The organism is Actinoplanes aureus, assembly GCF_015704865.1.
Classification (GTDB): domain Bacteria; phylum Actinomycetota; class Actinomycetes; order Mycobacteriales; family Micromonosporaceae; genus Actinoplanes; species Actinoplanes aureus.
Map to the genome: position 1 here is coordinate 358,904 of NZ_JADQTO010000006.1, position 18,869 is coordinate 377,772.

Here is an 18,869-nt window from a genome sequence, read left to right on the forward strand (position 1 = left end):
GACTGTCAGACGGTATCGCCGAAACTGTCAGACCAGGATGGCAGTCTGTTTTCGGCGGACAGTGCGGCGGCGGACGGAGTGCTTGATGTATGGGTATCTCGGCTCGATGAAGGCCAAGGCAGGGCATCGGGATGAGGTCGTCTCGATCCTGCTCAGCGCCTCGGACGGGCTGCCGTCGGCCGGTTGCAGTCTCTACGTCGTGGGCGTCTCGGAGACCGACGACCAGACGATCTGGGTCAGCGAGGTGTGGGACAGCAAGGAGCATCACGACGCGTCGCTCCAGCTGCCGGAGACCAGGGCCGCCATCAGCAAGGCGATGCCGATGCTGACCGGCGAGTTCGAGAGCCACGAGTATGCGGTCGCCGGCGGCCTGGGCGTCCCACCCATGCCAGCCTGACGCGGCCTGCGCGCCGGCATGCGGCGCACCATGCCGGCGTGACGAGACTTCGGGCGACCGAGCTGGGAACCGCCGCGGCCTGGGCCTCGCCCATCAGACAGGTGGCAGCGCCTAAGCCCTAAGCCGCTGGCGGCTGTGTGGCGGGCGCGGCAGCACGGAAGCCTTAGGCCGCTGGTGGCTGTGTGGCGTGCGGCAGCGCCGCAGCCTTTGGCCCGCTGGCGGCTGTGGCGGGCAGCAACGCCGAAGCCTCAGCAGCCGGTGGCTGTCTGGCAGTTGCCCAAACGCCTACCAGAGCGACGCCCCACCACCGACGAAGAAAGGCGAGCGAGACCACCACCCGTGAACCGGCGGTGACCCACGCTCGCCTTCTCGTCGCGAGACCTAAGTCTGCAGAGGCCTCAAACCGAGGAGACCCAGTCTTCGGAGCCCTCAGACCACAGCAACCTCAGACCCCAGCCGGCTGCTCGGCCGGGTGGCGCGGCGGGATCGAGTAGTCGATCTCCTTGGCCGCCTTGCGGTTCGGCAGCGCCAGCCGGAAGACCTTCGCCCAGGCCGAGGCCACCTGGACCACCATCGGCCCGGTGACGTAGTTCAGCTCGTACTTCTCGAACAACGCCCGCACCTTCGGCGCGATCTCCGCGTAGCGGCTGGCCGGCAGGTCGGGGAAGAGGTGGTGCTCGATCTGGTGCGAGAGGTTGCCGGTCATGATGTGCATCAGCTTGCTGCCGGAGATGTTCGCCGAGCCGAGCATCTGCCGCAGGTACCACTCGCCGCGGGTCTCGCCGGTGATCGAGGTCCGTTCGAAGGTCTCGACGCCGTTCGGGAAGTGGCCGCACATGATCACCGAGTGGCTCCACAGATTGCGGACCAGGCTGGCGACGGCGTTCGCGGCCAGGGTGCCCAGGAACGCGCCGAACGGGTTGCCCATCAGGAAGCCGACCGGGATGGCGAGGGCCGGGTGGACGACGTAGTCCTTCAGCACCTGGCGGCGGATCTTGCGGCCGACGGCGCGCAGGTTCTCGCGGAAGGCGGGGTTGCTGCGCCGCTTCTTGGTCTTGAGGTTGCGGCCCAGCTCCAGGTCGTACGCGGCGATGCCGTACTCGAAGAAGCAGGCGTTGATGAAGTTGTAGAGCGGCTGCCCGAGGTGCGCCGGCACCCACTTCTGCTGCTCGTCGACGCGCATGATGCCGTACCCGAGGTCGTTGTCACGCCCGACCACGTTGGTGTACTTGTGGTGCAGCTCGTTGTGCGAGTGCTTCCACTGCTCGGCGGGGGACGCCGAGTCCCACTCCCACGTCGTCGAGTGGATCTTCGGGTCGCGCATGAAGTCGTACTGGCCGTGCAGGATGTTGTGGCCGATCTCCATGTTCTCGAGGATCTTGGAGATCGACAGGCCGGCGGTGCCGAGGATCCAGGCCGGCGGGAAGAGCGAGAAGAGCAGCAGCGCGCGGCTGCCGAGTTCGATGCGGCGCTGCACCGCGATCATCCGGCGGATGTAGTTGGCGTCCTTCTCACCGCGAACGGCGAGCACCTCGTCCCGGATCGCGTCGAGTTCACGCCCGATCTGCTCGATGTCCTCGGGGCTGAGGTGGGCGATCGGGTTGACTTCCTTGCGCTGAAGCGTCGTCACGAAATTTCCCTCACAAAAACTAGGCGTCGAACCGGCACGGCCCGGCGGCGGCCGAGATGCAGGTCTGGATCAGGACGTTGGCGCCGTCCACCTCGGTGACGGTGGTGAGCGTGCCGTCGCGCAGGTCGCGGACGATCCCCTCGCGCATCGGCAGCACGCACTTGAAGCAGATGCCCATCCGGCAGCCGGACTTCATCAGCTGGCCGGCGGCCTCGCCGGCCTCGAGGATCGACGTGCCGGCGGGTGCGTCGGCGACCGTCCCGGTGCGTTCGAAGGCGACCGTGCCACCGTCACCCGCGACCAGCACGGTGGGGCGGAACCGTTCCACGTGCAGCCGGTCGGCGGCGCCCGCGTCGGTCCAGTGCGAGCCCAGGTCGTCGAGCATCTCGCCCGGGCCGCACGCCCAGGTGTCCCGCTCGAACAGGTCGGGCACCAGCGAGGCCAGCTCGGCGGGCTTGAGGCGCCCGTCGGCCCGGGTGTGCCGTTCGATCAGGCGGATCCGCCCGGACGAGGCGAGCGCACGGAGCTCGGCGCCGAAGACCACGTCGTCGGCGGTCCGCGCGGAGTGCACCACGACCACGTCGGGCATCTGGTGCAGGGCGCTGCGCAGCATGCCCATGACCGGGGTGATGCCGCTTCCGGCGGTCACGAACAGAGCCTTCGCCGGGGGAGTGGACGGCAGCACGAAGTCGCCGGTGGGCAGGTCGAGGTTGACGATCATGCCGCGCTTGGCGTGCCGGAGCAGGTGGCCGCTCACCACGCCGTCCTGGACCGCGTTGACGGTCACGGTGAACCGCCCGTCCTTGCGGCCGGCGGCGCTCGACACGGAGTAGGCCCGCCACAGCCGTGTGCCGTTGACGTCCACGCCGAGCCGGATGTACTGACCTGGCCGGTGTTGCTCCCAGTTGCGTCCGGGGCGCAGTTCCAGGGTGACCGCGTTCGCGGTCTCCCGGTGTACCGCCTCGATCCGGGCGCGCAGGACGGTCGGGTTGCGCAGGGGCGCGATGACGTCGAGGTAGTCGGCCGGCACCACCGGCGTCGTGATCAACTCGACGACGCGCCAGGCGCCGTTGCGCAATTTCTGAGTAACTGGCACATCACCAAGCCTGCTACCTGGAGCGGGCGAAAGCATGACCATGGGAAGTGAAACGCAAGCGTGATAATTGTTCGGTGGGTACAACACTCGGGCGGCAAACGTTGAACTGGCGGGAGAAGGTGCACCTATGAAACAACCGCTGCGGGACGTCCGGTCCTATCGCCTCCCCGCGGAAGTGATCGATCCGCTCCGGCAGGGGCTGCCCGAGGTGGCCGTGCAGACCATCGCGGCGATCACGATGGAGGTGCCCGCCTACGCGGAGGCCTTCGCCGGCGAACTCGGCCACAAGATCGAGAAGGCGGTGCAGGCCGCTCTCGGCACGTTCCTCAACCTGGTGTCCCGCCCGGGAGCCGACCCCGGCACTCCGCTGGCGGCGGCGCTCGAGGCGGCGTACGCGCTGGGCCGGGGTGAGGCCCGCTCGGGCCGCAGCCTGGACGCGCTGCTCGCCGCCTACCGGGTCGGCGCCCGTGTCTCGTGGCGTGAGCTGGCCGCGATCAGTGTCGGCATCGGGCAGCCGGCCGCCACCATCGCGGACTTCGCCGAGCTGGTGTTCGCCTACATCGACGAGCTCTCCGCGGCGAGCGTTGCCGGGCACGCCGACGAGCTCGCCGCCTCCGGCCGGATCCGGCTGCGGCACCTCCAGGAGCTGGCGCAGGCGCTGGTCGCGGGCGAGCCGCCGCTCGTGGTGCAGGCCGCCGCGGAGCAGGCCGAGTGGACGCCGCCGCAGACCCTCACCGCGATCATGCTGCCGGAACGCTCCGCCCGCTGGGTGATCGACCTGCTCGATCCGCGCACCCTCCAGCTCGCCGAAGCGGTGCCGGACCTGCCCGGCATGACCGTGCTGCTGGTACCCGACCCGCAGGGCGCGTCCCGCCCGCATCTGACCCGGCTGCTGTCCGGCCACAGCGCGATCATCGGCCCGGCCCGCCCCTGGCCGGAGGCGAAGGGCTCGCTCGACCGCGTGATCCGGGTGCACCAACTCCACCCGCCCGCCGCCGGTGCGGTGGTCGACACCGAGGACCACCTGGCCGGGGTCGTGGTCACCGCCGACCCGGGTGCCCTCGCCGATCTGCGCGCCCGCGCCCTCGCCCCGCTCGCCGGCGAACGCGGCGCCGCCGCCGCCAAACTCGTCGAGACGCTCCGCAGCTGGCTGCTGCATCACGGCCGCCGCGAGGACGTCGCCGCCGAACTCTTCGTCCATCCGCAGACGGTCCGCTACCGGATGGCCCGCCTCCGTGAGCTCTACGGCGACAAACTGCGCGATCCGCAGTGGGTGCTCGCTCTGACCATCGCCCTCGCGCTCCCAGAATCCTGAAAACCCCTTCCCGGTACGCGCGACACCTCCCGCCGAACCCACACCGCCCCGCCGCTCCCGCGCGGCCACCTGCCCACTCACCGCCCCAGCGCGACCGCCGGGCCCATGCAGCCGGTCGCGCTCACCCCGAAGCCCCCCGCCGCCGATAGACCAAAGTCGCGGACGGCCGACTTCGGTCGTCTGGTCCGGTTCGCCGGTGGGGCATAGCGTCGGCGGTGTGCGCAACCAACCCGTCGTGCTGACGTACACCGGATTTGATCGGGCGCTCGTGACCGCCGGACCGGCCGTGCTGGGCCTCGTGCTCGCCGCGGTCCTGCCGATGGTCGCGCGATGGGCGCTGGACCTGGACATCCCGCTGCCGTTCCGGCCGGTCTGGGTGGTGGCCGGTTCGATCGACCGGTGGTGGGAGCTGGCCGTGCAGGCGGCCATCCTCGCCGGGCTGGGCGCCGTGGTGACGATGGAGATCCTGCGCCGCACGGCCAGCGTCACGGTCGGCTCCGACGAGGTGAGCCTGGAGCTCGCGGACGACCGCCGTACCCTGCCTCGCGCCGACATCGAGGCGATCTATCGGGACGGTGACGCGCTGGTGGTGCTGGACCGGGAGTCGCGGCAGGCGTTCCGCGGTGAGGCCCGGGCCGGCGCGGCGGTGCTGGAGCGGGCCTTCCGCGAGTTCGGCTACCCGTGGCGGGACGCCGACCCGTTCGCCGAGCTGTACCACCGGTGGGTGCCGGACACCGGCTTGCTGCCGGTGGCGGCGGACGCGGTCCTGTCGGCGCGCGCCGTGGCGCTGCGCAAGAAGGCCGGCAAGGAGGCCGGCGAGCTGCGGGACACGCTTCAGAAGCTGGGGTACGCCGTCCGCGACGACGGCGACAAGCAGTTCTGGCGCCCGCTGGTCCGCTCGTGACGACTCCGCCGCGCCAGGACCGGCTGGTGCGTCTGCGGGCCTGGGTGCGGTACCGGGCGGTGGACGTCCTCGCCATCCTGATCTCCTGGTTCGTCGCGCTGGTCCTGGTCGGCGAGGCCGAGAACATCGGCCGGATCAGCAGCGGCGAGGTCCTGCCGCTGCTGACACTGGGCTGGGTGACGTCGCTGGCGATCTGGTGGCGGCGCAGCCACCCGGTGGCCACGGCGATCGTCATCGCGCCGACCGGGCTGTTCACCGACACGTCCGCCTACGCCGGGCTGGTCATCGTCTACACCCTGATCACGTTGCGCCGGGGCCGGATCGTCGCGCTCGTGCTGCTCCTGCACCTGCTCATCGGGTTCGGCTATTCGCTGCGGCGGCCCGACCCGGGTGTCCCACCCCTTGTCGAGCTGTTGCTGAGCGGCGCCCTGATCGCGGCGACCGTGGCGATCGGGGTGGCGGTGCGGTCCCGGCGCGAGCTGGTCGAGTCGCTGCGCGAGCGTGCGGCCCGCGCCGAGGAGGCGGCCGGCCTGCGCGCCGACCGGCTGCGCGCGCTGGAGCGGGAACGGATCGCCCGCGAGATGCACGACGCCCTCGCCCATCGGATCTCCATGGTCAGCCTGCACGCCGGGGCGCTACAGGTCCGCCCCGACCTGTCGCCGGAGGAGGTGGCGAAGGCGGCGGTGACGATCCGGGACAGCGCTCACCACGCTCTGGAGGACCTGCGGGAGATCCTCGGGGTGCTGCGCGCCGGCGAGGGCGACGGCCTGCGGCCGCAACCCGGGCTGGACGATCTGAACGATCTGGTCGCCGAGGCACAGACCGCGGGGGTACGGGTGGAAGCGCAGAACCTCCTCAACGGCACACCGGTCAGTCCCTCCCTCGGCCGGACCGTGTTCCGTCTCGTGCAGGAGGGGCTGACCAACGCCGGAAAGCACGCGCCGGGCGTACCCGTGCACCTGCTGTTGGAAAGAACCGCCAAGGGTGAGCTGCATGTCGAGGTCTCCAACGCGTTGCCGGGCACGCCGGCGGCGCTGGTGCCGGGTGCCGGCGCCGGTCTGGTCGGCCTGGCCGAGCGGGTGGATTTGCTCGGCGGGCGGCTGAGGCACGGCGTGCGGGCCGACCCGCGTACCGGGCTCGGTTTTCATCTGGAAGCGTGGTTGCCGTGGCCGAGCTGATCCGGGTGCTGATCGCTGACGACGACCCCCTGGTGCGGGTGGGTCTGTCCATGGTTCTGGGCGCGGGCCCGGACCTGCAGCTGGTGGGTGAGGCGGGCGACGGCGCCGAGGCGGTCGAGGCGGCCCGGCGGCTGCGCCCGGACGTGGTGCTGATGGACATCCGGATGCCGCGGATGGACGGCCTGGCTGCCACCGAGGAGCTGCGGCGCGACGGGCCGAACCCGGCGATCGTGGTGCTGACCACGTTCGACACCGACGAGCACCTGCTCGGTGCGCTGCGGCTGGGCGCCAACGGCTTCCTGCTGAAGGACATCGCGCCGACCGAGATCCTGGACGCGGTACGGCGTGCGGCGGCCGGCGAGTCGATCCTGGCACCGTCGGTCGTGCCCCGTTTGATCGGGTACGCGGTGGGCCGCAAGGACGACGACGGCCCGAACGACCGGGTGACACGTGCCCATGCGGCGCTGGACCGGCTCACCGAGCGGGAGCGGGAGGTGGCCGACGCGGTGGCGACCGGCCGTTCCAACGCGGAGATCGGCCGGGCGTTGCACATGAGCGTGCCGACCGTGAAGGCGTACGTGTCCCGGCTCCTCGACAAGCTCGGCTGCGCGAATCGGGTGCAGGTGGCGATCCTGGTCCACGAAGCTTTACAACGCCCGTGAGGGTCGTTACATCCAGTGGTACCGAACGCTCGGGGCGACTAGCGTTGTGCCCGCTGCAAAACCCATCTGTTGAGTAGGTTTTGCGACGTACGTCACAACGGCTGACCAGGGTGTTTCACGTGATCGAAATAAGCGGTCTCCGCAAGACGTACCGCTCGAAAGCCGGTGACGTCGTCGCGGTCGACGGGGTGGACCTCACCGTTGGCGAGGGCGAGGTCTTCGGCGTGCTGGGCCGCAGCGGCGCCGGCAAGAGCACGCTGCTGCGCTGCGTCAACATGCTGGAGCGCCCGGACGCCGGCACGGTCAGCGTGGACGGCGTCGAGCTGACCGGGCTGCGCCGCAAGCGGCTGCGCCTGGCCCGGCACACCATCGGGATGATCCACCAGCACTTCGCGCTGCTGTCCTCGCGGACCGTCGCGGGCAACGTGGCGTTCGCGCTGGAGGTCACCGGGGTGCCGCGGGCCGAGCGGCGGACCCGGGTGGCGGAGCTGCTCGACCTGGTCGGGCTCACCGAGCGCGCGGAGGCGTACCCCGCTCAGCTCTCCGGCGGCCAGAAACAGCGGGTGGGCATCGCCCGCGCGCTCGCCGCGCGGCCGAAGGTGCTGCTCTCCGACGAGGCCACCTCGGCGCTGGACCCGGAGACCACCGAGTCGATCCTGCGGCTGCTGCTCGACCTGAACCGCCGGCTCGGCCTCACGATCCTGCTGATCACCCACGAGATGACCGTGGTGAAGCGGATCTGCACCTCGGCCGCGGTGATGCGCGACGGCCGGTTCGTCGAGTCCGGCCGGGTCGCCGACCTGCTGCGCCAGCCCGGGTCCGAGCTGGCCCGCGACCTCTTCCCGTTCGAGGCGCCGGAGTCGGTGCCGGGCGCGACCGTGGTCGACGTGACGGTCAGCGGCGAGGACGCGGACACGCCGATCATCGCCGAGCTGGCCAGGCGCTTCGACACCGACGTACGCATCCTCGGCGGCACCGTGGAAACGCTCGCCGCCACCCGGGCCGGTCGGTGGCGGCTCGCCCTGCCCGGCGGCCCGGAGGAGAACCGGGACGCCCTGGAGTACCTGCGCACCCTCGGCGCCCGGGTGGGGGTGGCATCGTGACCTGGTCCGAGGTTCTCGACCTGCTCAACGTCGGCTTCCAGGAGACCGCCTGGATGGTCGCCGTCTCCACGCTGCTCACCGCGGTCGGCGGCCTGCTCGTCGGGGTGCTGCTCGTGCTCACCGACAAGGCCGGCATGCTGCCCGCGCCCCCGGTCAACGCGGTCCTCGGGCTGATCGTCAACATCGGCCGCTCGCTGCCGTTCATCATCCTGCTGGTGGCGGTCATCCCGTTCACGCGCCTGCTGGTCGGCACCACCATCGGCACCGACGCGGCGATCGTTCCGCTGACCATCGGCGCCATCCCGTTCTTCGCCCGGATCGTCGAGTCCGCCCTGCGTGAGGTGCCGCCGGACGTGGTCGCCGCCGCCACCGCGATGGGCGCCACCCGTCGTCAGATCGTCGGCAAGGTGCTGCTGCGCGAGGCGATGCCGGCCCTGGTCGCCGGCCTGACCATCACCGTGATCGCGCTGGTCGGCTACTCGGCGATGGCCGGCGTGGTCGGCGGCGGCGGCCTCGGCGACCTGGCCATCCGCTACGGCTACCAGCGCTTCGAGACCGAGGTCATGATCGCCACGGTGGTGGCGCTGGTGGTCTTCGTCCAGCTCGTCCAGATGCTCGGCGACCTCCTGGTCCGCCGGCTCTCCCACCGCTGACCTCCCTGCCCCCGCCCATCCGCTGCCGTCTCTCCGTTTTCCTGTTATTCCCATAGAAATTGAAAGGATCGCCTGATCATGCGCCGCCGCTCCATCGCCGCCGTCCTGGCAGCCGCCACCCTCGCCCTGGGGCTGGGCGCCTGCGGCTCCTCCGACGACGAGTCCGGTTCGTCCTCCGCCTCGGACACCCTCAAGGTCGGGGTCAGCCCCGTTCCGCACGCCGAGATCCTCAAGTACGTCGCCGACAACCTCGCCGCGGCCGAGGGCCTCAAGCTCGAGATCGTCGAGTTCAACGACTACATCCAGCCGAACGTCGCCCTCCAGGAGAAGCAGCTCGACGCGAACTACTTCCAGCACATCCCGTACCTGGAGGAGGAGGTCGCGTCGAAGGGCTACAAGTTCACCGCGCTCAAGCCGGTGCACATCGAGCCGCTCGGCGTCTACTCCAAGAAGGTCAAGACGCTCGCCGAGGTGCCCGCCGGCGGGGTGGTCGGCATCCCGAACGACCCGTCCAACTCCGGCCGCGCCCTGAACCTGCTCGCCAAGAACGGGCTGATCACGCTCAAGGACGGCGTCGGCGTCAAGGCCACCGAGAAGGACATCACCGCCAACCCGAAGAACCTGGAGTTCAAGGCGCTCGAGGCGGCCCAGCTGCCGCGCAGCCTGGAGGACACCGCGATCTCGGTGATCAACGGCAACTACGCGATCGAGACCGGGCTCAAGCCGGCGACCGACTCGCTGGTGCTGGAGAGCGGCGACGACAACCCGTACGCGAACCTGGTCGTCGTCCGCACCGGCGACGAGGCCGACGCCCGGGTGACCAAGCTGGAGAAGCTGCTGCACTCGGCCGAGGTCAAGAAGTTCATCACGGACAAGTACCAGGGCTCGGTGCTCGCCGCTTTCTGATCACATTGCCTGATCACCTTGCCGAAGGGGTGCGTCCGATGGGACGCACCCCTTCGCTTTCGCCTCGCGCCAAGCTCGGGCCCAGGCAGGTGGCTGCCGGTTAGAGCGCCTTGGCCGTGGCGGCGGCCAGGCTGAGCGAGGAGCAGGCGCCCTGGTCGGCCCAGACGTCGGCGGCGCCGGGCGTCTCGCCCTGCGTCCACCACTTGGCCCGCCAGATGCGGCCGTTGTGCGAGACCGTGTTGCCGCCGACGTAGACCGCGCTCGCGCTCCACGCCGCGGACGAGCAGCCGGTCGGCGGCGGCGGGTTGCCGCCACCGCCACCGCTGCCGCCGATGTTGACGTCGATGCAGGAGTAGAAGGCGTTGGCCGTGTCGGAGATGGTCCAGACGGCGAGGATCTTCTGCCGGCCGGAGAAGCCGCCCAGGTTGATCGTGTGCGAGAGCGTGGCCGGCGGCTGCTGGTTGTTGCCGCTGAACGAGCCGACCCGGGTGCCGCCGATGAAGTACTCCCATCCGGTGGTGGCGTGCCGGGCAGTGTTGATCCAGGTCAGCGTGAGCGAGGTGCCGACGTTGGTGGCCGGCCAGTTCCGGCTGTCGTCGTTGAGCTCGGCGAACTGGGCGTTGTTCCCGTGGCAGTTACGCAGGCCCTTGGGGCCCTCCACGCTCTGCGGCTCGTACTTGATCTGCCCACAGGCGACCGTGCCGCGCGCGCAGTGCGCCTGCCGGCTGGGCGGGTTGGAGACGTAACCGTGTGCCGCGGCGGGTGAGGCCACCAGGAGCGAGCCGGCGGCACCGACGAGAGCGACCGCTAAGACGGCGATCAACTTGCGCATGTGTCACTCCTCAAAACGATGAACATCGATCGACGGGTGTGACAGGAATATAAAGCAAGGTTTCCTAACAGAAAAGGGCCGTGCTGATATGTGCTGATTCGTACTCGACCGAAGAAGATCGTCGCGCATCTATTGACAAGCGTTGTTAACAAATCGCACTGTGTGAGAGAGCGCTCTCTGCACTCCCTGACAGCGGAATCGAGGTTCCCTCGTGCGTAACGTCCTGCGCGCCCTCGCCGCACTGGCCATGGCCATACCGGTCACGGCCGCGGTATCCCCACCAGCAGCCCAAGCCATCGGCCCGGCCGTGCTGCCGGTGACCGTCAGCAACAGCACCGGCCGTGGCGAAGCCGTGTACCTGTACGTGATCGGTGTCCAGCTCTCCTCCGGCCGGCTCGGCTACGTCAACCAGGCCGGCACGTTCACCCCCTGGACCGGCGGGGCGCTTCCACCGGCGCCCGCGCCCGACGTGTCCATCCCCGGCGCCGGCAACGGCGGCAGCACCCTGATCAACTTCCCGCGTGGCTTCTCCGGCCGGGTCTACATGTCGATGGGGGAGAAGCTGAAGTTCTTCCTCACCCCGGACGGCCTGGTCCAGCCCGCCCCGTGGGCCGCCGGCGACCCGAACGCCAACATCCTGTTCGACTGGAGCGAGTTCACCTACAACGACGCCGGGCTGTGGCTGAACAGCTCGCAGGTCGACATGTTCGCCATCCCGCACGCGGTCACGGTCACCGGCGCGAGCGGCCAGACCAAGCGGACCGGCGACGTCGTCGCCAACGGCCGGGACAACGTCATCAACACGTTGCGTAACACCGCCGGCTGGCAGAACACGGTCCGTACCCGTTCCGACGGCTCGGTCCTGCGGGTGCTCGCCCCGGGCAAGGCGGCCGGCGCCGGTCTGATGAGCGCCACCTACCTCGACCCGTACATCGCGTCGGCGTGGAACGCCTACACCACCAAGACGCTGACCGTGGTGCCGTTCGGCGACCAGCCCAACACCCGGTACTTCGGCCGGACCTCGGGCAACGTCATGAACTTCACCAACGCGGCCGGCACCCGGGTGGCGTCGTTCAACCGCCCGTCGTCGGCCAGCGTGTGGGGCTGTGACGGCGACCTGCCGGCGCCCAACGATCAGGTGGTCGGCCCGATCTCGCGTACCCTCTGCGCCGCACTCAACCGCGGCACGCTCGGCACCATCGACACCCAGCCGAGCACCAACGCGAACGACTTCTACAAGAGCAACCCGACGAACGTGTACGCCAAGGTGATCCACCAGAACATGGCCGACGGCAAGGCGTACGCGTTCGCCTTCGACGACGTCGGCGCGTTCGAGTCGCTGGTCCACGACGGCGACCCGCGCTCGGCCGGCATCATCCTGTCCCCGTTCACCGGCGGCGGCGGGCCGACCAACCCGGGCACCGGCGCGACCTCGCTGATCAGCAACCTGAACAACAAGTGCATCGACGTGCCGAACGCCAACTTCGCCGACGGCGTCCAGCTGCAGATGTGGACCTGCAACAACACCAGCGCCCAGAAGTTCACCTTCACCGGCGGGGCGCTGCAGAGCCAGAACAACAAGTGCGTGGACGTCGCGTGGGGCTCCACCGCCAACGGCGCGATCATCCAGCTGGCGACGTGCAGCGGCAACCCGGCGCAGCAGTTCGTCCACCAGAGCAACGGGACGCTGCGCAACCCGCAGTCCGGCCGTTGCATCGACATCGAGGCCTGGAACGCGAACGACGGGGCGAAGCTCCTCCAGTGGGACTGCCACGGCGGCGCCAACCAGACGTTCCGCCGCGGCTGAGACACCCACGAAAGATCATGCCCGCCGTGGGCGTCCACGGCGGGCATGATCGGCGCATACTCAGCGCATGAACGAGGAACGGGAGCGCGAGGAGAACTTCAAGACTCTGCCGCCGCGGATCCTGCCGGACGACCACGTGGAACTGGTGGAGACCCGGCAGGGCGAGTCACGGCCCTACTCGGCGCCGAGCGAGGCGCAGCAGGCCGCGCTCTACAGCGCGGGCGGCTGATCCGCTTTGAGAATAGGCGCACGCCCTCCGCGGGATGCGGAGGGCGCGCGAGGTGGGCCGGTCAGGCCTCGAGGACCGAGCTGACGGTCTCGGTGGGGAGGCCGAGGGCCGAACCGACCAGGTCGTTGGTGAGTGCGCCGGCGTGCGTGTTCAGGCCGAGGGCGAGCGCCGGGTCGGCCCGCAGCGCCTCGCGCCAGCCGAGGTCGGCGAGGCGCAGCACGTACGGCAGGGTGGCGTTGGTCAGGGCGTACGTCGAGGTGTTCGGCACCGCGCCGGGCATGTTGGCGACGCAGTAGAAGACCGACTCGTGCACCTGGTAGACCGGGTTCTGGTGGGTGGTCGGCCGCGAGTCCTCGAAACAGCCGCCCTGGTCGATGGCGATGTCGACCAGCACCGAGCCGGGCTTCATCCGCTTGACCAGGTCGTTGCTGACCAGCGTGGGCGCCTTGGCGCCGGGCACGAGGACCGCGCCGATCACCATGTCGGCCTCGATGACCGACTGCTCGATGGTGTACGCGTTCGACACCAGGGTCTTGATCCGCCCGCCGAACTGCGCGTCGATCTGCCGCAGCCGGGGCAGGCTCAGGTCGAGGACGGTCACGTCGGCGCCTAGGCCCAGCGCGATGGTCGCCGCGTTGACGCCGGAGACGCCACCGCCGATGACGGTGATCTTGGCGGGCGCCACGCCGGGGACGCCGCCGGGCAGGACGCCGCGGCCGCCGCTGTTGCGCATCAGGCTGTATGCGCCGACCTGCGGGGCGAGCCGTCCGGCGACCTCGGACATCGGGGCGAGCAGCGGCAGGGAGCCGTCGGTGAGCTGCACGGTCTCGTACGCGATCGCGGTGGTCCCGCTGTCGAGCAGCGCCTTGGTGCCCTCGGCGTCGGCGGCGAGGTGCAGGTAGGTGAAGAGGACCTGGCCGGCGCGGAGCCGGTGGTACTCCTCGGCGATCGGCTCCTTCACCTTGAGGACCATGTCGGCCGCGTCCCACACCGAGTCGGCGTCGGGTGCGATCCGGGCGCCGGCCGCGATGTAGTCCTCGTCGGTGATCGCGGAGCCCGCCCCGGCCCCGGCCTGTACGACGACTTCGTGGCCGTGGCGTACCGCTTCGACCACGCCGGCCGGGGTGGTGGCCACCCGGTACTCGTGGTTCTTTACTTCTTTCGGCACACCGATGCGCATGGGACCTTTCCTTTCGACTCCAGACCTCGTTGTCTGCTGGCGATAGGGTGGAACGATGTGCAGCAGGCAGGCAATACGAGCGAATGAGATTCTGTTCGCAACGTCAGGGGAGCAGATCATTCGATCCGGGTCCCCGCGATGAGCGATCTTCCGAAGGATGTTCGAGGCCTCGACGAGATCGACCTGGAACTGCTGAGCCTGCTGCGCGCCGACGGCCGGATGCCGAACAACGCTCTCGCCGACCGGGTCGGCATCGCCCCGTCCACCTGCCTGACCCGGGTGCGCCGGCTGCGCGAGATCGGCGCGATCCGCGGTTTCCACGCCGACGTCGACCCGGCCTGGATCGGCCGGCCGATCCAGGCGATGATCGCGGTGCGGATCCGCTCCGACGCCCGGGAAGGGATCGGCAAGTTCGCCGAGTCCCTGGCCGGGATCCCCGCGGTCCGCGACGTCTACTTCGTCTCCGGCTCCTACGACTTCCTGCTGCACGTGGCCGCCGCCGACGTCGACGACCTGCGCTCGGTGATCACCGAACGGCTCAGCGGCACCCGCCTGATCGCCGGCACCGAGACGTACCTGATCTTCGAGCACCGGAGGGGCAATTGAGAGCAGTGGCGACGCTGGCCGCGCTGCTCCTGCTGGCCGGCTGCTCCGACGACGACCGGGCGGGCTTCGGCCATCTGGACATGGACGACCTGCGGCACTCCTCTCTCAGCGCCGATTTCGGCGGGCCCGCTCAGTCGCTGAAAGCCGAGCTGACCGTGCGGCCGAACGGTTGTGTCCACGTCGTCGTCGACGGCGTCGAGCGGCATCCGTTCTGGCCGGACGGCACCGAGGTCTCCTCGGAGGAGGGTGTCGAACTTCCCGGCGGCCTGACCCTGGCCATCGGGGACGAGTTCACCGCCTCCGGCGTCGTCGCCGTCGCCGGTAGCCCGGCGCCGGCGAGCACCGATCCGCCCGGCAAGGCCGAGTCGCTGCTGGCTTTCTGCGAGGTCGAGGCCGCCCCGGTCGCGTTCCCGGACGCCGCGACCTTCGTTCCATGATCACCATTGCACGCCCTGCGGAGGTCCGATAGGGAGGGTGACATGAGGAAACTTCTGACGGCCGTGTTGAGCACGGCGGTGCTCGGGACCGCCTTCGCGGCGGCGCCGGCGAGCGCGGGCGGTAGGGACCACGACGTCCGGTTCGCCACATACAACCTGTCGCTGAACCGGCCGGCGCAGGGGCTGCTCCGGGAGCACCTGGCGAACCCGGACGTCGACGACGTGTACCGGCGGCAGGCGCGCAACGTGGCCGAGGTGATCCAGCGGGCGGCTCCGGACGTCGTGCTGCTCAACGAGTTCGACTACGACCCGGAGGCCGTGCGGCTGTTCGCGGAGAACTTCCTCGCGGTGTCGCAGAACGGGGCGAAGGCGCAGCGGTACCTCTACCGGTACGTGGCGCCGTCCAACACCGGCATCTCCTCCGGCTTCGACCTGAACAACAACGGCGTCATCGACACCACGCCGGGCGACCAGGCGTACGGCGATGATTCTTTCGGTTTCGGTCTCTTCCCCGGCCAGTACGGCATGGTCGTGTACTCGAAGTACCCGATCGACCCGCGTGGGGTCCGTACGTTCCAGAACTTCAAGTGGAAGGACATGCCGGGCAACCTGATCCCGGCGGACTTCTACTCGGCCGAGGAGCAGGCCGTCCTGCGCCTGTCGTCGAAGAGCCACTGGGACGTGCCCGTCAAGGTCGGCCGCAAGACCGTGCATTTCCTGGTCTCGCACCCGACGCCGCCGACCTTCGACGGCCCGGAGGACCGCAACGGGAGGCGTAACCACGACGAGATCCGGTTCTGGGCCGACTACGTGACGCCCGGCAAATCGTCCTATGTCTACGACGACCGGGGACGTCGCGGCGGCCTGAAGAAGGGGCAGCTCTTCGTGATCGCCGGCGACCAGAACGCCGACCCGGCCGACGGCGACTCCTACGACGACGCGATCCATCAGCTGACCGGGCACCCGCTGATCAACACCCGCACGACGCCGGCCAGCGCCGGAGCGGCGGAGGCCGCGACGCTGCAGGGCGGCGCGAACCTGACCCACACCGGCGACCCGCGGTTCGACACCGCGGACTTCTCGGACACCGCGCCGGGCAACCTGCGCGCCGACTACGTGCTGCCCCGGGTGAACATCAAGGTGACCGGCTCCGGTGTCTTCTGGCCGGTGCGCTCCGACCCGCTGTCGCGCCTCACCGGCGTCTACGACCCGGCCTGGGCGGCGGTCAACGGCTTCCCCACCTCCGACCACCGCCTCGTCTGGGCCGATCTGGCGATGCGATAAACCAAAATCCCTTCGGGGTACGCGTGACCGGCCGTCCCGCCGGATCGACCCAGTCCCGCCGTCCGGGCGCCGGCCAGGCGCCGCGCACGGCCCCAACGCGACCGCCGGGAAGTGGAGCGTTCTAGAGGACCTTCGCGGTCAGGGTCTTGTCCGGCCCAACGTGGGCGCTGTCTGGCGGCCGTCGAGACAGCATTGAGCGTGGGCCAAGCAAGATCTAGCCGGCCAGCCGGTCGCTGATCACGTGCGCGGCGAACAGGTGGAAGCCCACCACCAGCGGAATCGTCGCGGGCACGGTCAGCGCCAGGAAGAACGCCAGCACACCGGCCAGGGCCGGTGCGAGGGCCGTCCAGGGCCTGGCGGTCGCCGACTGCCAGGCCCAGCCGGCGGCGTCGCGCAGCGGCCGGGACGGATCCCGGCCGATGGCGACCACGGCCAGCGTGGCGAACCCGCCGAGGAAGGCCGCCACCGCGGCGGTCGCGGTGAACAGCACCGGACCGCCGGGCACCCAGCCGCGGCTGATCGCCACCAGGTCGACCAGCAGCGCCATGGCGACCAGCAGAACCGGGAGGCCGGGCAGGATCGTCCGCCGGTACAGGCGCAGCAGTGGCCGTACCGGCGGCAGCCCGCCCGTGGTGTAGCGGTGCCGGACCGCCGCCGAACCCGCCGCCAGCGCCGCCGGCGCGGTCAGCACCGGCAGCGCTGCGACGGTCACCAGGAAGCCGATCAGCGCCAGATCGGTGCCCAGGGCAAGCCGTTCCCGCCAGTCGGGGCGCGCCGCCGGCGCGTCCTCGGCCGGCCAGTCCGGCATGCCCGGCTCGGTCACGGCCGCACTCATCCCTTCAGGCCCGTCGTGTTGATGCCCTCGACCAGCATCCGCTGGAAGGCGACGAAGAAGAGGAACACCGGCAGCAGCGACAGCACCGACATGGCGAACATCGGACCCACCGCGGACTGGCCGGACGAGTCGATGAACAGGGTCAGCGCCACCGGAGCGGTGTACTTCTCCAGATCGGACAGATAGACCAGCTGACGGAAGAAGTCGTTCCAGGTCCAGATGAACGAGAAGATCGCCGTCGAGACCAGGGCCGGGCGGGAGAGCGGCAGGATGACGTGCCGGAAGACACCGTACGGCGTGCAGCCGTCGATCTTCGCGGCGTCGTCCAGCTCGCGCGGCACACCCCGCATGAACTGGACCATCAGGAAGACGAAGAACGCCTCGGTGGCCAGCAGCTGCGGGACGATCAGCGGCGCGTACGGCCAGTCGCCGCCCACCCAGCCGAACGTCTTGAACATCACGAACTGCGGCACGATCAGCACGTGCCCGGGCAGCAGCAGCGTCCCGATCATGATGGCGAACCAGAAGCCGCGCAGCCGGAACCGCAGGCGGGCGAAGGCGTACGCCGCCAGCAGGCAGGAGATGCAGTTCGCCACCACGGTGAGGCCCGCGACCATCGCGCTGTTCACGAAGAACCGCCCGAAGTTGACGTCGAAGTGGCCCCAGCCGTCGGCGTAGTTGCCCGGAGTGAACTCGCGCGGGAACACCGACATGTTGTTGAGCACCTCGTCGGGCGCCTTGAACGAACTGCCGAGCATCCACACCAGCGGGTAGAGCACGATCACCGAGAGCAGGACCAGCGCGATCGGTCGCGACAGGCGCTGGAGGACCATCAGTCTTCTCCGTCCGAGTAGTGCACCCAGAACTTGCCGGTGCGGAAGATGACCGCGGTGACCAGGCCGATCGAGAGCAGGAAGACCCAGGCCATGGCCGAGGCGTAGCCCATCTGGTACTCGTTCCAGCCCTTGATGTAGAGGTGCAGCGTGTACATCAGGGTCGAGTCGACCGGGCCGCCGGTGCCGTTGCTCAGCACGAAGGCCGAGGTGAAGCCCTGGAAGCCGTTGATCGTCTCGAGGACCAGGTTGAAGAAGATCACCGGGGACAGGATCGGCAGGGTCACCGCGAAGAACTTGCGGACCGCGCCGGCGCCGTCCACCGACGCCGCCTCGTACAGCTCGTTCGGTACCTGCTTGAGGCCGGCCAGGAAGATCACCATCGGTGCGCCGAACTGCCAGACGGCCAGCAGGATCAGCGTGCCGAGCGCGAAGTCCGGGTCGTTCACCCAGGCCTTGCCCTCGATCCCGAACCAGGCGAGGAACGAGTTGAAGGCGCCGTCACGGTTGAACATGTTGACCCAGACGATCGCCAGGGCCACGCTGCCACCCAGCAGCGACGGCAGGTAGAACAGGCCCCGGAAGATGCCGGCACCCCGGAACGACCGGTTGAGCAGCAGCGCGACACCGAGGGCGGCGGCCAGCTTCAGCGGGGTGGCCACCAGCGCGAACGTGACGGTGACCCGGACCGCGTGCCAGAAGGACGGGTCCTCGGTGAACATCGTGCGGTAGTTGTCCAGCCCCACCCACTCGGTCGACTCCCAGTCGCTGAGCACGTCGTAGTTGGTGAAGCTGAGGTAGAGCGACATGAGCATCGGGACCGCCGTGATGGCGAGCAGCCCGAGCAGCCAGGGGGAGAGGAAGACGTAACCGGCGATGCCGTCGGTCTTCGGCCGGGCGGGCCGGCCCCGCCGCTGGTGGGCGGCGGGACCGGCGGGCGGCCGGGCCGGCGTCTGCCGGGCCGTGGTTGTTGCCACTGGAC

The 18,869-nt window shown here is 69.8% G+C and carries 20 protein-coding genes; 13 read left to right on the plus strand and 7 right to left on the minus strand.

The window, feature by feature from the left end; translation table 11 throughout:
* The first annotated feature begins 85 nt into the window (after nucleotides 1-85).
* Nucleotides 86-397 (plus strand): putative quinol monooxygenase, encoded by a 312-nt coding sequence (locus tag I4J89_RS15655; RefSeq protein ID WP_230858974.1) that lies wholly within the window; start codon nucleotides 86-88, stop codon nucleotides 395-397.
* A gap of 445 nt (nucleotides 398-842) precedes the next feature.
* Here I4J89_RS15655 and I4J89_RS15660 read toward each other — a convergent pair whose 3' ends face one another.
* Nucleotides 843-2,027, minus strand: a complete 1,185-nt coding sequence (locus tag I4J89_RS15660; protein ID WP_196414680.1) for a fatty acid desaturase family protein — start codon at nucleotides 2,025-2,027, stop codon at nucleotides 843-845.
* 19 nt (nucleotides 2,028-2,046) lie between these two features.
* Entirely contained in the window at nucleotides 2,047-3,159 is a 1,113-nt protein-coding gene (locus I4J89_RS15665) for a ferredoxin reductase (protein WP_196414681.1), read from the minus strand.
* A gap of 91 nt (nucleotides 3,160-3,250) precedes the next feature.
* Here I4J89_RS15665 and I4J89_RS15670 point away from each other — a divergent pair, with 91 nt between their 5' ends.
* The 7 genes from I4J89_RS15670 to I4J89_RS15700 all read left to right on the plus strand — a co-directional run bounded on the left by I4J89_RS15670 (nucleotide 3,251) and on the right by I4J89_RS15700 (nucleotide 9,844).
* The gene (locus tag I4J89_RS15670; RefSeq protein ID WP_196414682.1) at nucleotides 3,251-4,438 is read left to right on the plus strand and encodes a PucR family transcriptional regulator; all 1,188 of its coding nucleotides are present in this window, start codon (nucleotides 3,251-3,253) and stop codon (nucleotides 4,436-4,438) included.
* Between the two features lie 217 nt (nucleotides 4,439-4,655).
* Complete coding sequence (locus tag I4J89_RS15675; RefSeq protein ID WP_196414683.1) at nucleotides 4,656-5,342, plus strand: YqeB family protein; 687 nt, start codon at nucleotides 4,656-4,658, stop codon at nucleotides 5,340-5,342.
* Nucleotides 5,339-6,520 carry a sensor histidine kinase gene (locus I4J89_RS15680; RefSeq protein WP_309238335.1) on the plus strand — a complete coding sequence of 394 codons (1,182 nt, stop codon included), beginning with the start codon at nucleotides 5,339-5,341 and terminating at the stop codon, nucleotides 6,518-6,520. The genes I4J89_RS15675 and I4J89_RS15680 overlap by 4 nt, the downstream gene beginning before the upstream one ends.
* Nucleotides 6,508-7,182, plus strand: a complete 675-nt coding sequence (locus tag I4J89_RS15685) for a response regulator (protein ID WP_196414684.1) — start codon at nucleotides 6,508-6,510, stop codon at nucleotides 7,180-7,182. The genes I4J89_RS15680 and I4J89_RS15685 overlap by 13 nt, the downstream gene beginning before the upstream one ends.
* Nucleotides 7,183-7,301: 119 nt before the next feature.
* Entirely contained in the window at nucleotides 7,302-8,285 is a 984-nt protein-coding gene (locus tag I4J89_RS15690; protein WP_196414685.1) for a methionine ABC transporter ATP-binding protein, read from the plus strand.
* Nucleotides 8,282-8,938, plus strand: a complete 657-nt coding sequence (locus I4J89_RS15695) for a methionine ABC transporter permease (protein WP_196414686.1) — start codon at nucleotides 8,282-8,284, stop codon at nucleotides 8,936-8,938. Before I4J89_RS15690 ends, I4J89_RS15695 begins: the two co-directional genes overlap by 4 nt.
* Before the next feature lie 78 nt (nucleotides 8,939-9,016).
* On the plus strand, nucleotides 9,017-9,844 hold the full coding sequence (locus I4J89_RS15700; RefSeq protein WP_196414687.1) for a MetQ/NlpA family ABC transporter substrate-binding protein: 828 nt from the start codon (nucleotides 9,017-9,019) through the stop codon (nucleotides 9,842-9,844).
* Between the two features lie 100 nt (nucleotides 9,845-9,944).
* On the opposite strand, the gene I4J89_RS15705 is transcribed toward I4J89_RS15700, so the two are convergent.
* Complete coding sequence (locus I4J89_RS15705) at nucleotides 9,945-10,676, minus strand: lytic polysaccharide monooxygenase (protein WP_196414688.1); 732 nt, start codon at nucleotides 10,674-10,676, stop codon at nucleotides 9,945-9,947.
* A gap of 247 nt (nucleotides 10,677-10,923) precedes the next feature.
* Here I4J89_RS15705 and I4J89_RS15710 point away from each other — a divergent pair, with 247 nt between their 5' ends.
* Complete coding sequence (locus tag I4J89_RS15710) at nucleotides 10,924-12,483, plus strand: beta-1,3-glucanase family protein (RefSeq protein WP_196414789.1); 1,560 nt, start codon at nucleotides 10,924-10,926, stop codon at nucleotides 12,481-12,483.
* 67 nt (nucleotides 12,484-12,550) lie between these two features.
* Entirely contained in the window at nucleotides 12,551-12,712 is a 162-nt protein-coding gene (locus I4J89_RS15715; RefSeq protein WP_196414689.1) for a hypothetical protein, read from the plus strand.
* Between the two features lie 61 nt (nucleotides 12,713-12,773).
* Here I4J89_RS15715 and ald read toward each other — a convergent pair whose 3' ends face one another.
* Entirely contained in the window at nucleotides 12,774-13,892 is a 1,119-nt protein-coding gene (gene ald, locus I4J89_RS15720) for an alanine dehydrogenase (protein WP_196414690.1), read from the minus strand.
* A gap of 138 nt (nucleotides 13,893-14,030) precedes the next feature.
* Between ald and I4J89_RS15725 the strand changes: the two genes are divergently transcribed.
* The 3 genes from I4J89_RS15725 to I4J89_RS15735 are packed head-to-tail and all read left to right on the plus strand — an operon-like array spanning nucleotide 14,031 to nucleotide 16,219.
* Nucleotides 14,031-14,498 carry an Lrp/AsnC family transcriptional regulator gene (locus I4J89_RS15725; protein ID WP_196414691.1) on the plus strand — a complete coding sequence of 156 codons (468 nt, stop codon included), beginning with the start codon at nucleotides 14,031-14,033 and terminating at the stop codon, nucleotides 14,496-14,498.
* Nucleotides 14,495-14,935 (plus strand): hypothetical protein, encoded by a 441-nt coding sequence (locus I4J89_RS15730; RefSeq protein WP_196414692.1) that lies wholly within the window; start codon nucleotides 14,495-14,497, stop codon nucleotides 14,933-14,935. Before I4J89_RS15725 ends, I4J89_RS15730 begins: the two co-directional genes overlap by 4 nt.
* Nucleotides 14,936-14,977: 42 nt before the next feature.
* Nucleotides 14,978-16,219, plus strand: coding sequence for an endonuclease/exonuclease/phosphatase family protein (locus tag I4J89_RS15735; RefSeq protein ID WP_196414693.1), 1,242 nt, complete (start codon nucleotides 14,978-14,980; stop codon nucleotides 16,217-16,219).
* 214 nt (nucleotides 16,220-16,433) lie between these two features.
* Here the strand turns inward: I4J89_RS15735 and I4J89_RS15740 are convergent, their stop codons facing one another.
* From I4J89_RS15740 to I4J89_RS15750, 3 genes are read right to left on the minus strand one after another with little or no spacing between them, the layout of a single operon-like run.
* Complete coding sequence (locus I4J89_RS15740; RefSeq protein ID WP_309238336.1) at nucleotides 16,434-17,042, minus strand: hypothetical protein; 609 nt, start codon at nucleotides 17,040-17,042, stop codon at nucleotides 16,434-16,436.
* An 8-nt stretch (nucleotides 17,043-17,050) separates the two neighbouring features.
* Nucleotides 17,051-17,887: a carbohydrate ABC transporter permease gene (locus I4J89_RS15745; protein WP_196414694.1), complete on the minus strand. Its 837-nt coding sequence runs from the start codon at nucleotides 17,885-17,887 to the stop codon at nucleotides 17,051-17,053.
* Nucleotides 17,887-18,864 carry a carbohydrate ABC transporter permease gene (locus I4J89_RS15750; protein WP_196414695.1) on the minus strand — a complete coding sequence of 326 codons (978 nt, stop codon included), beginning with the start codon at nucleotides 18,862-18,864 and terminating at the stop codon, nucleotides 17,887-17,889. The genes I4J89_RS15745 and I4J89_RS15750 overlap by 1 nt, the downstream gene beginning before the upstream one ends.
* Nucleotides 18,865-18,869: the final 5 nt, after the last annotated feature.

Coding starts and splice junctions, on each gene's coding strand:
- I4J89_RS15655 (WP_230858974.1), top strand. CDS start 86: ATGTATGGGTATCTCGGCTCGATGAAGGCCAAGGCAGGGCATCGGGAT.
- I4J89_RS15665 (WP_196414681.1), bottom strand. CDS start 3,159: ATGCTTTCGCCCGCTCCAGGTAGCAGGCTTGGTGATGTGCCAGTTACT.
- I4J89_RS15670 (WP_196414682.1), top strand. CDS start 3,251: ATGAAACAACCGCTGCGGGACGTCCGGTCCTATCGCCTCCCCGCGGAA.
- I4J89_RS15700 (WP_196414687.1), top strand. CDS start 9,017: ATGCGCCGCCGCTCCATCGCCGCCGTCCTGGCAGCCGCCACCCTCGCC.
- I4J89_RS15705 (WP_196414688.1), bottom strand. CDS start 10,676: ATGCGCAAGTTGATCGCCGTCTTAGCGGTCGCTCTCGTCGGTGCCGCC.
- I4J89_RS15710 (WP_196414789.1), top strand. CDS start 10,924: ATGGCCATACCGGTCACGGCCGCGGTATCCCCACCAGCAGCCCAAGCC.
- I4J89_RS15715 (WP_196414689.1), top strand. CDS start 12,551: ATGAACGAGGAACGGGAGCGCGAGGAGAACTTCAAGACTCTGCCGCCG.
- ald (WP_196414690.1), bottom strand. CDS start 13,892: ATGCGCATCGGTGTGCCGAAAGAAGTAAAGAACCACGAGTACCGGGTG.
- I4J89_RS15725 (WP_196414691.1), top strand. CDS start 14,031: ATGAGCGATCTTCCGAAGGATGTTCGAGGCCTCGACGAGATCGACCTG.
- I4J89_RS15735 (WP_196414693.1), top strand. CDS start 14,978: ATGAGGAAACTTCTGACGGCCGTGTTGAGCACGGCGGTGCTCGGGACC.
- I4J89_RS15745 (WP_196414694.1), bottom strand. CDS start 17,887: ATGGTCCTCCAGCGCCTGTCGCGACCGATCGCGCTGGTCCTGCTCTCG.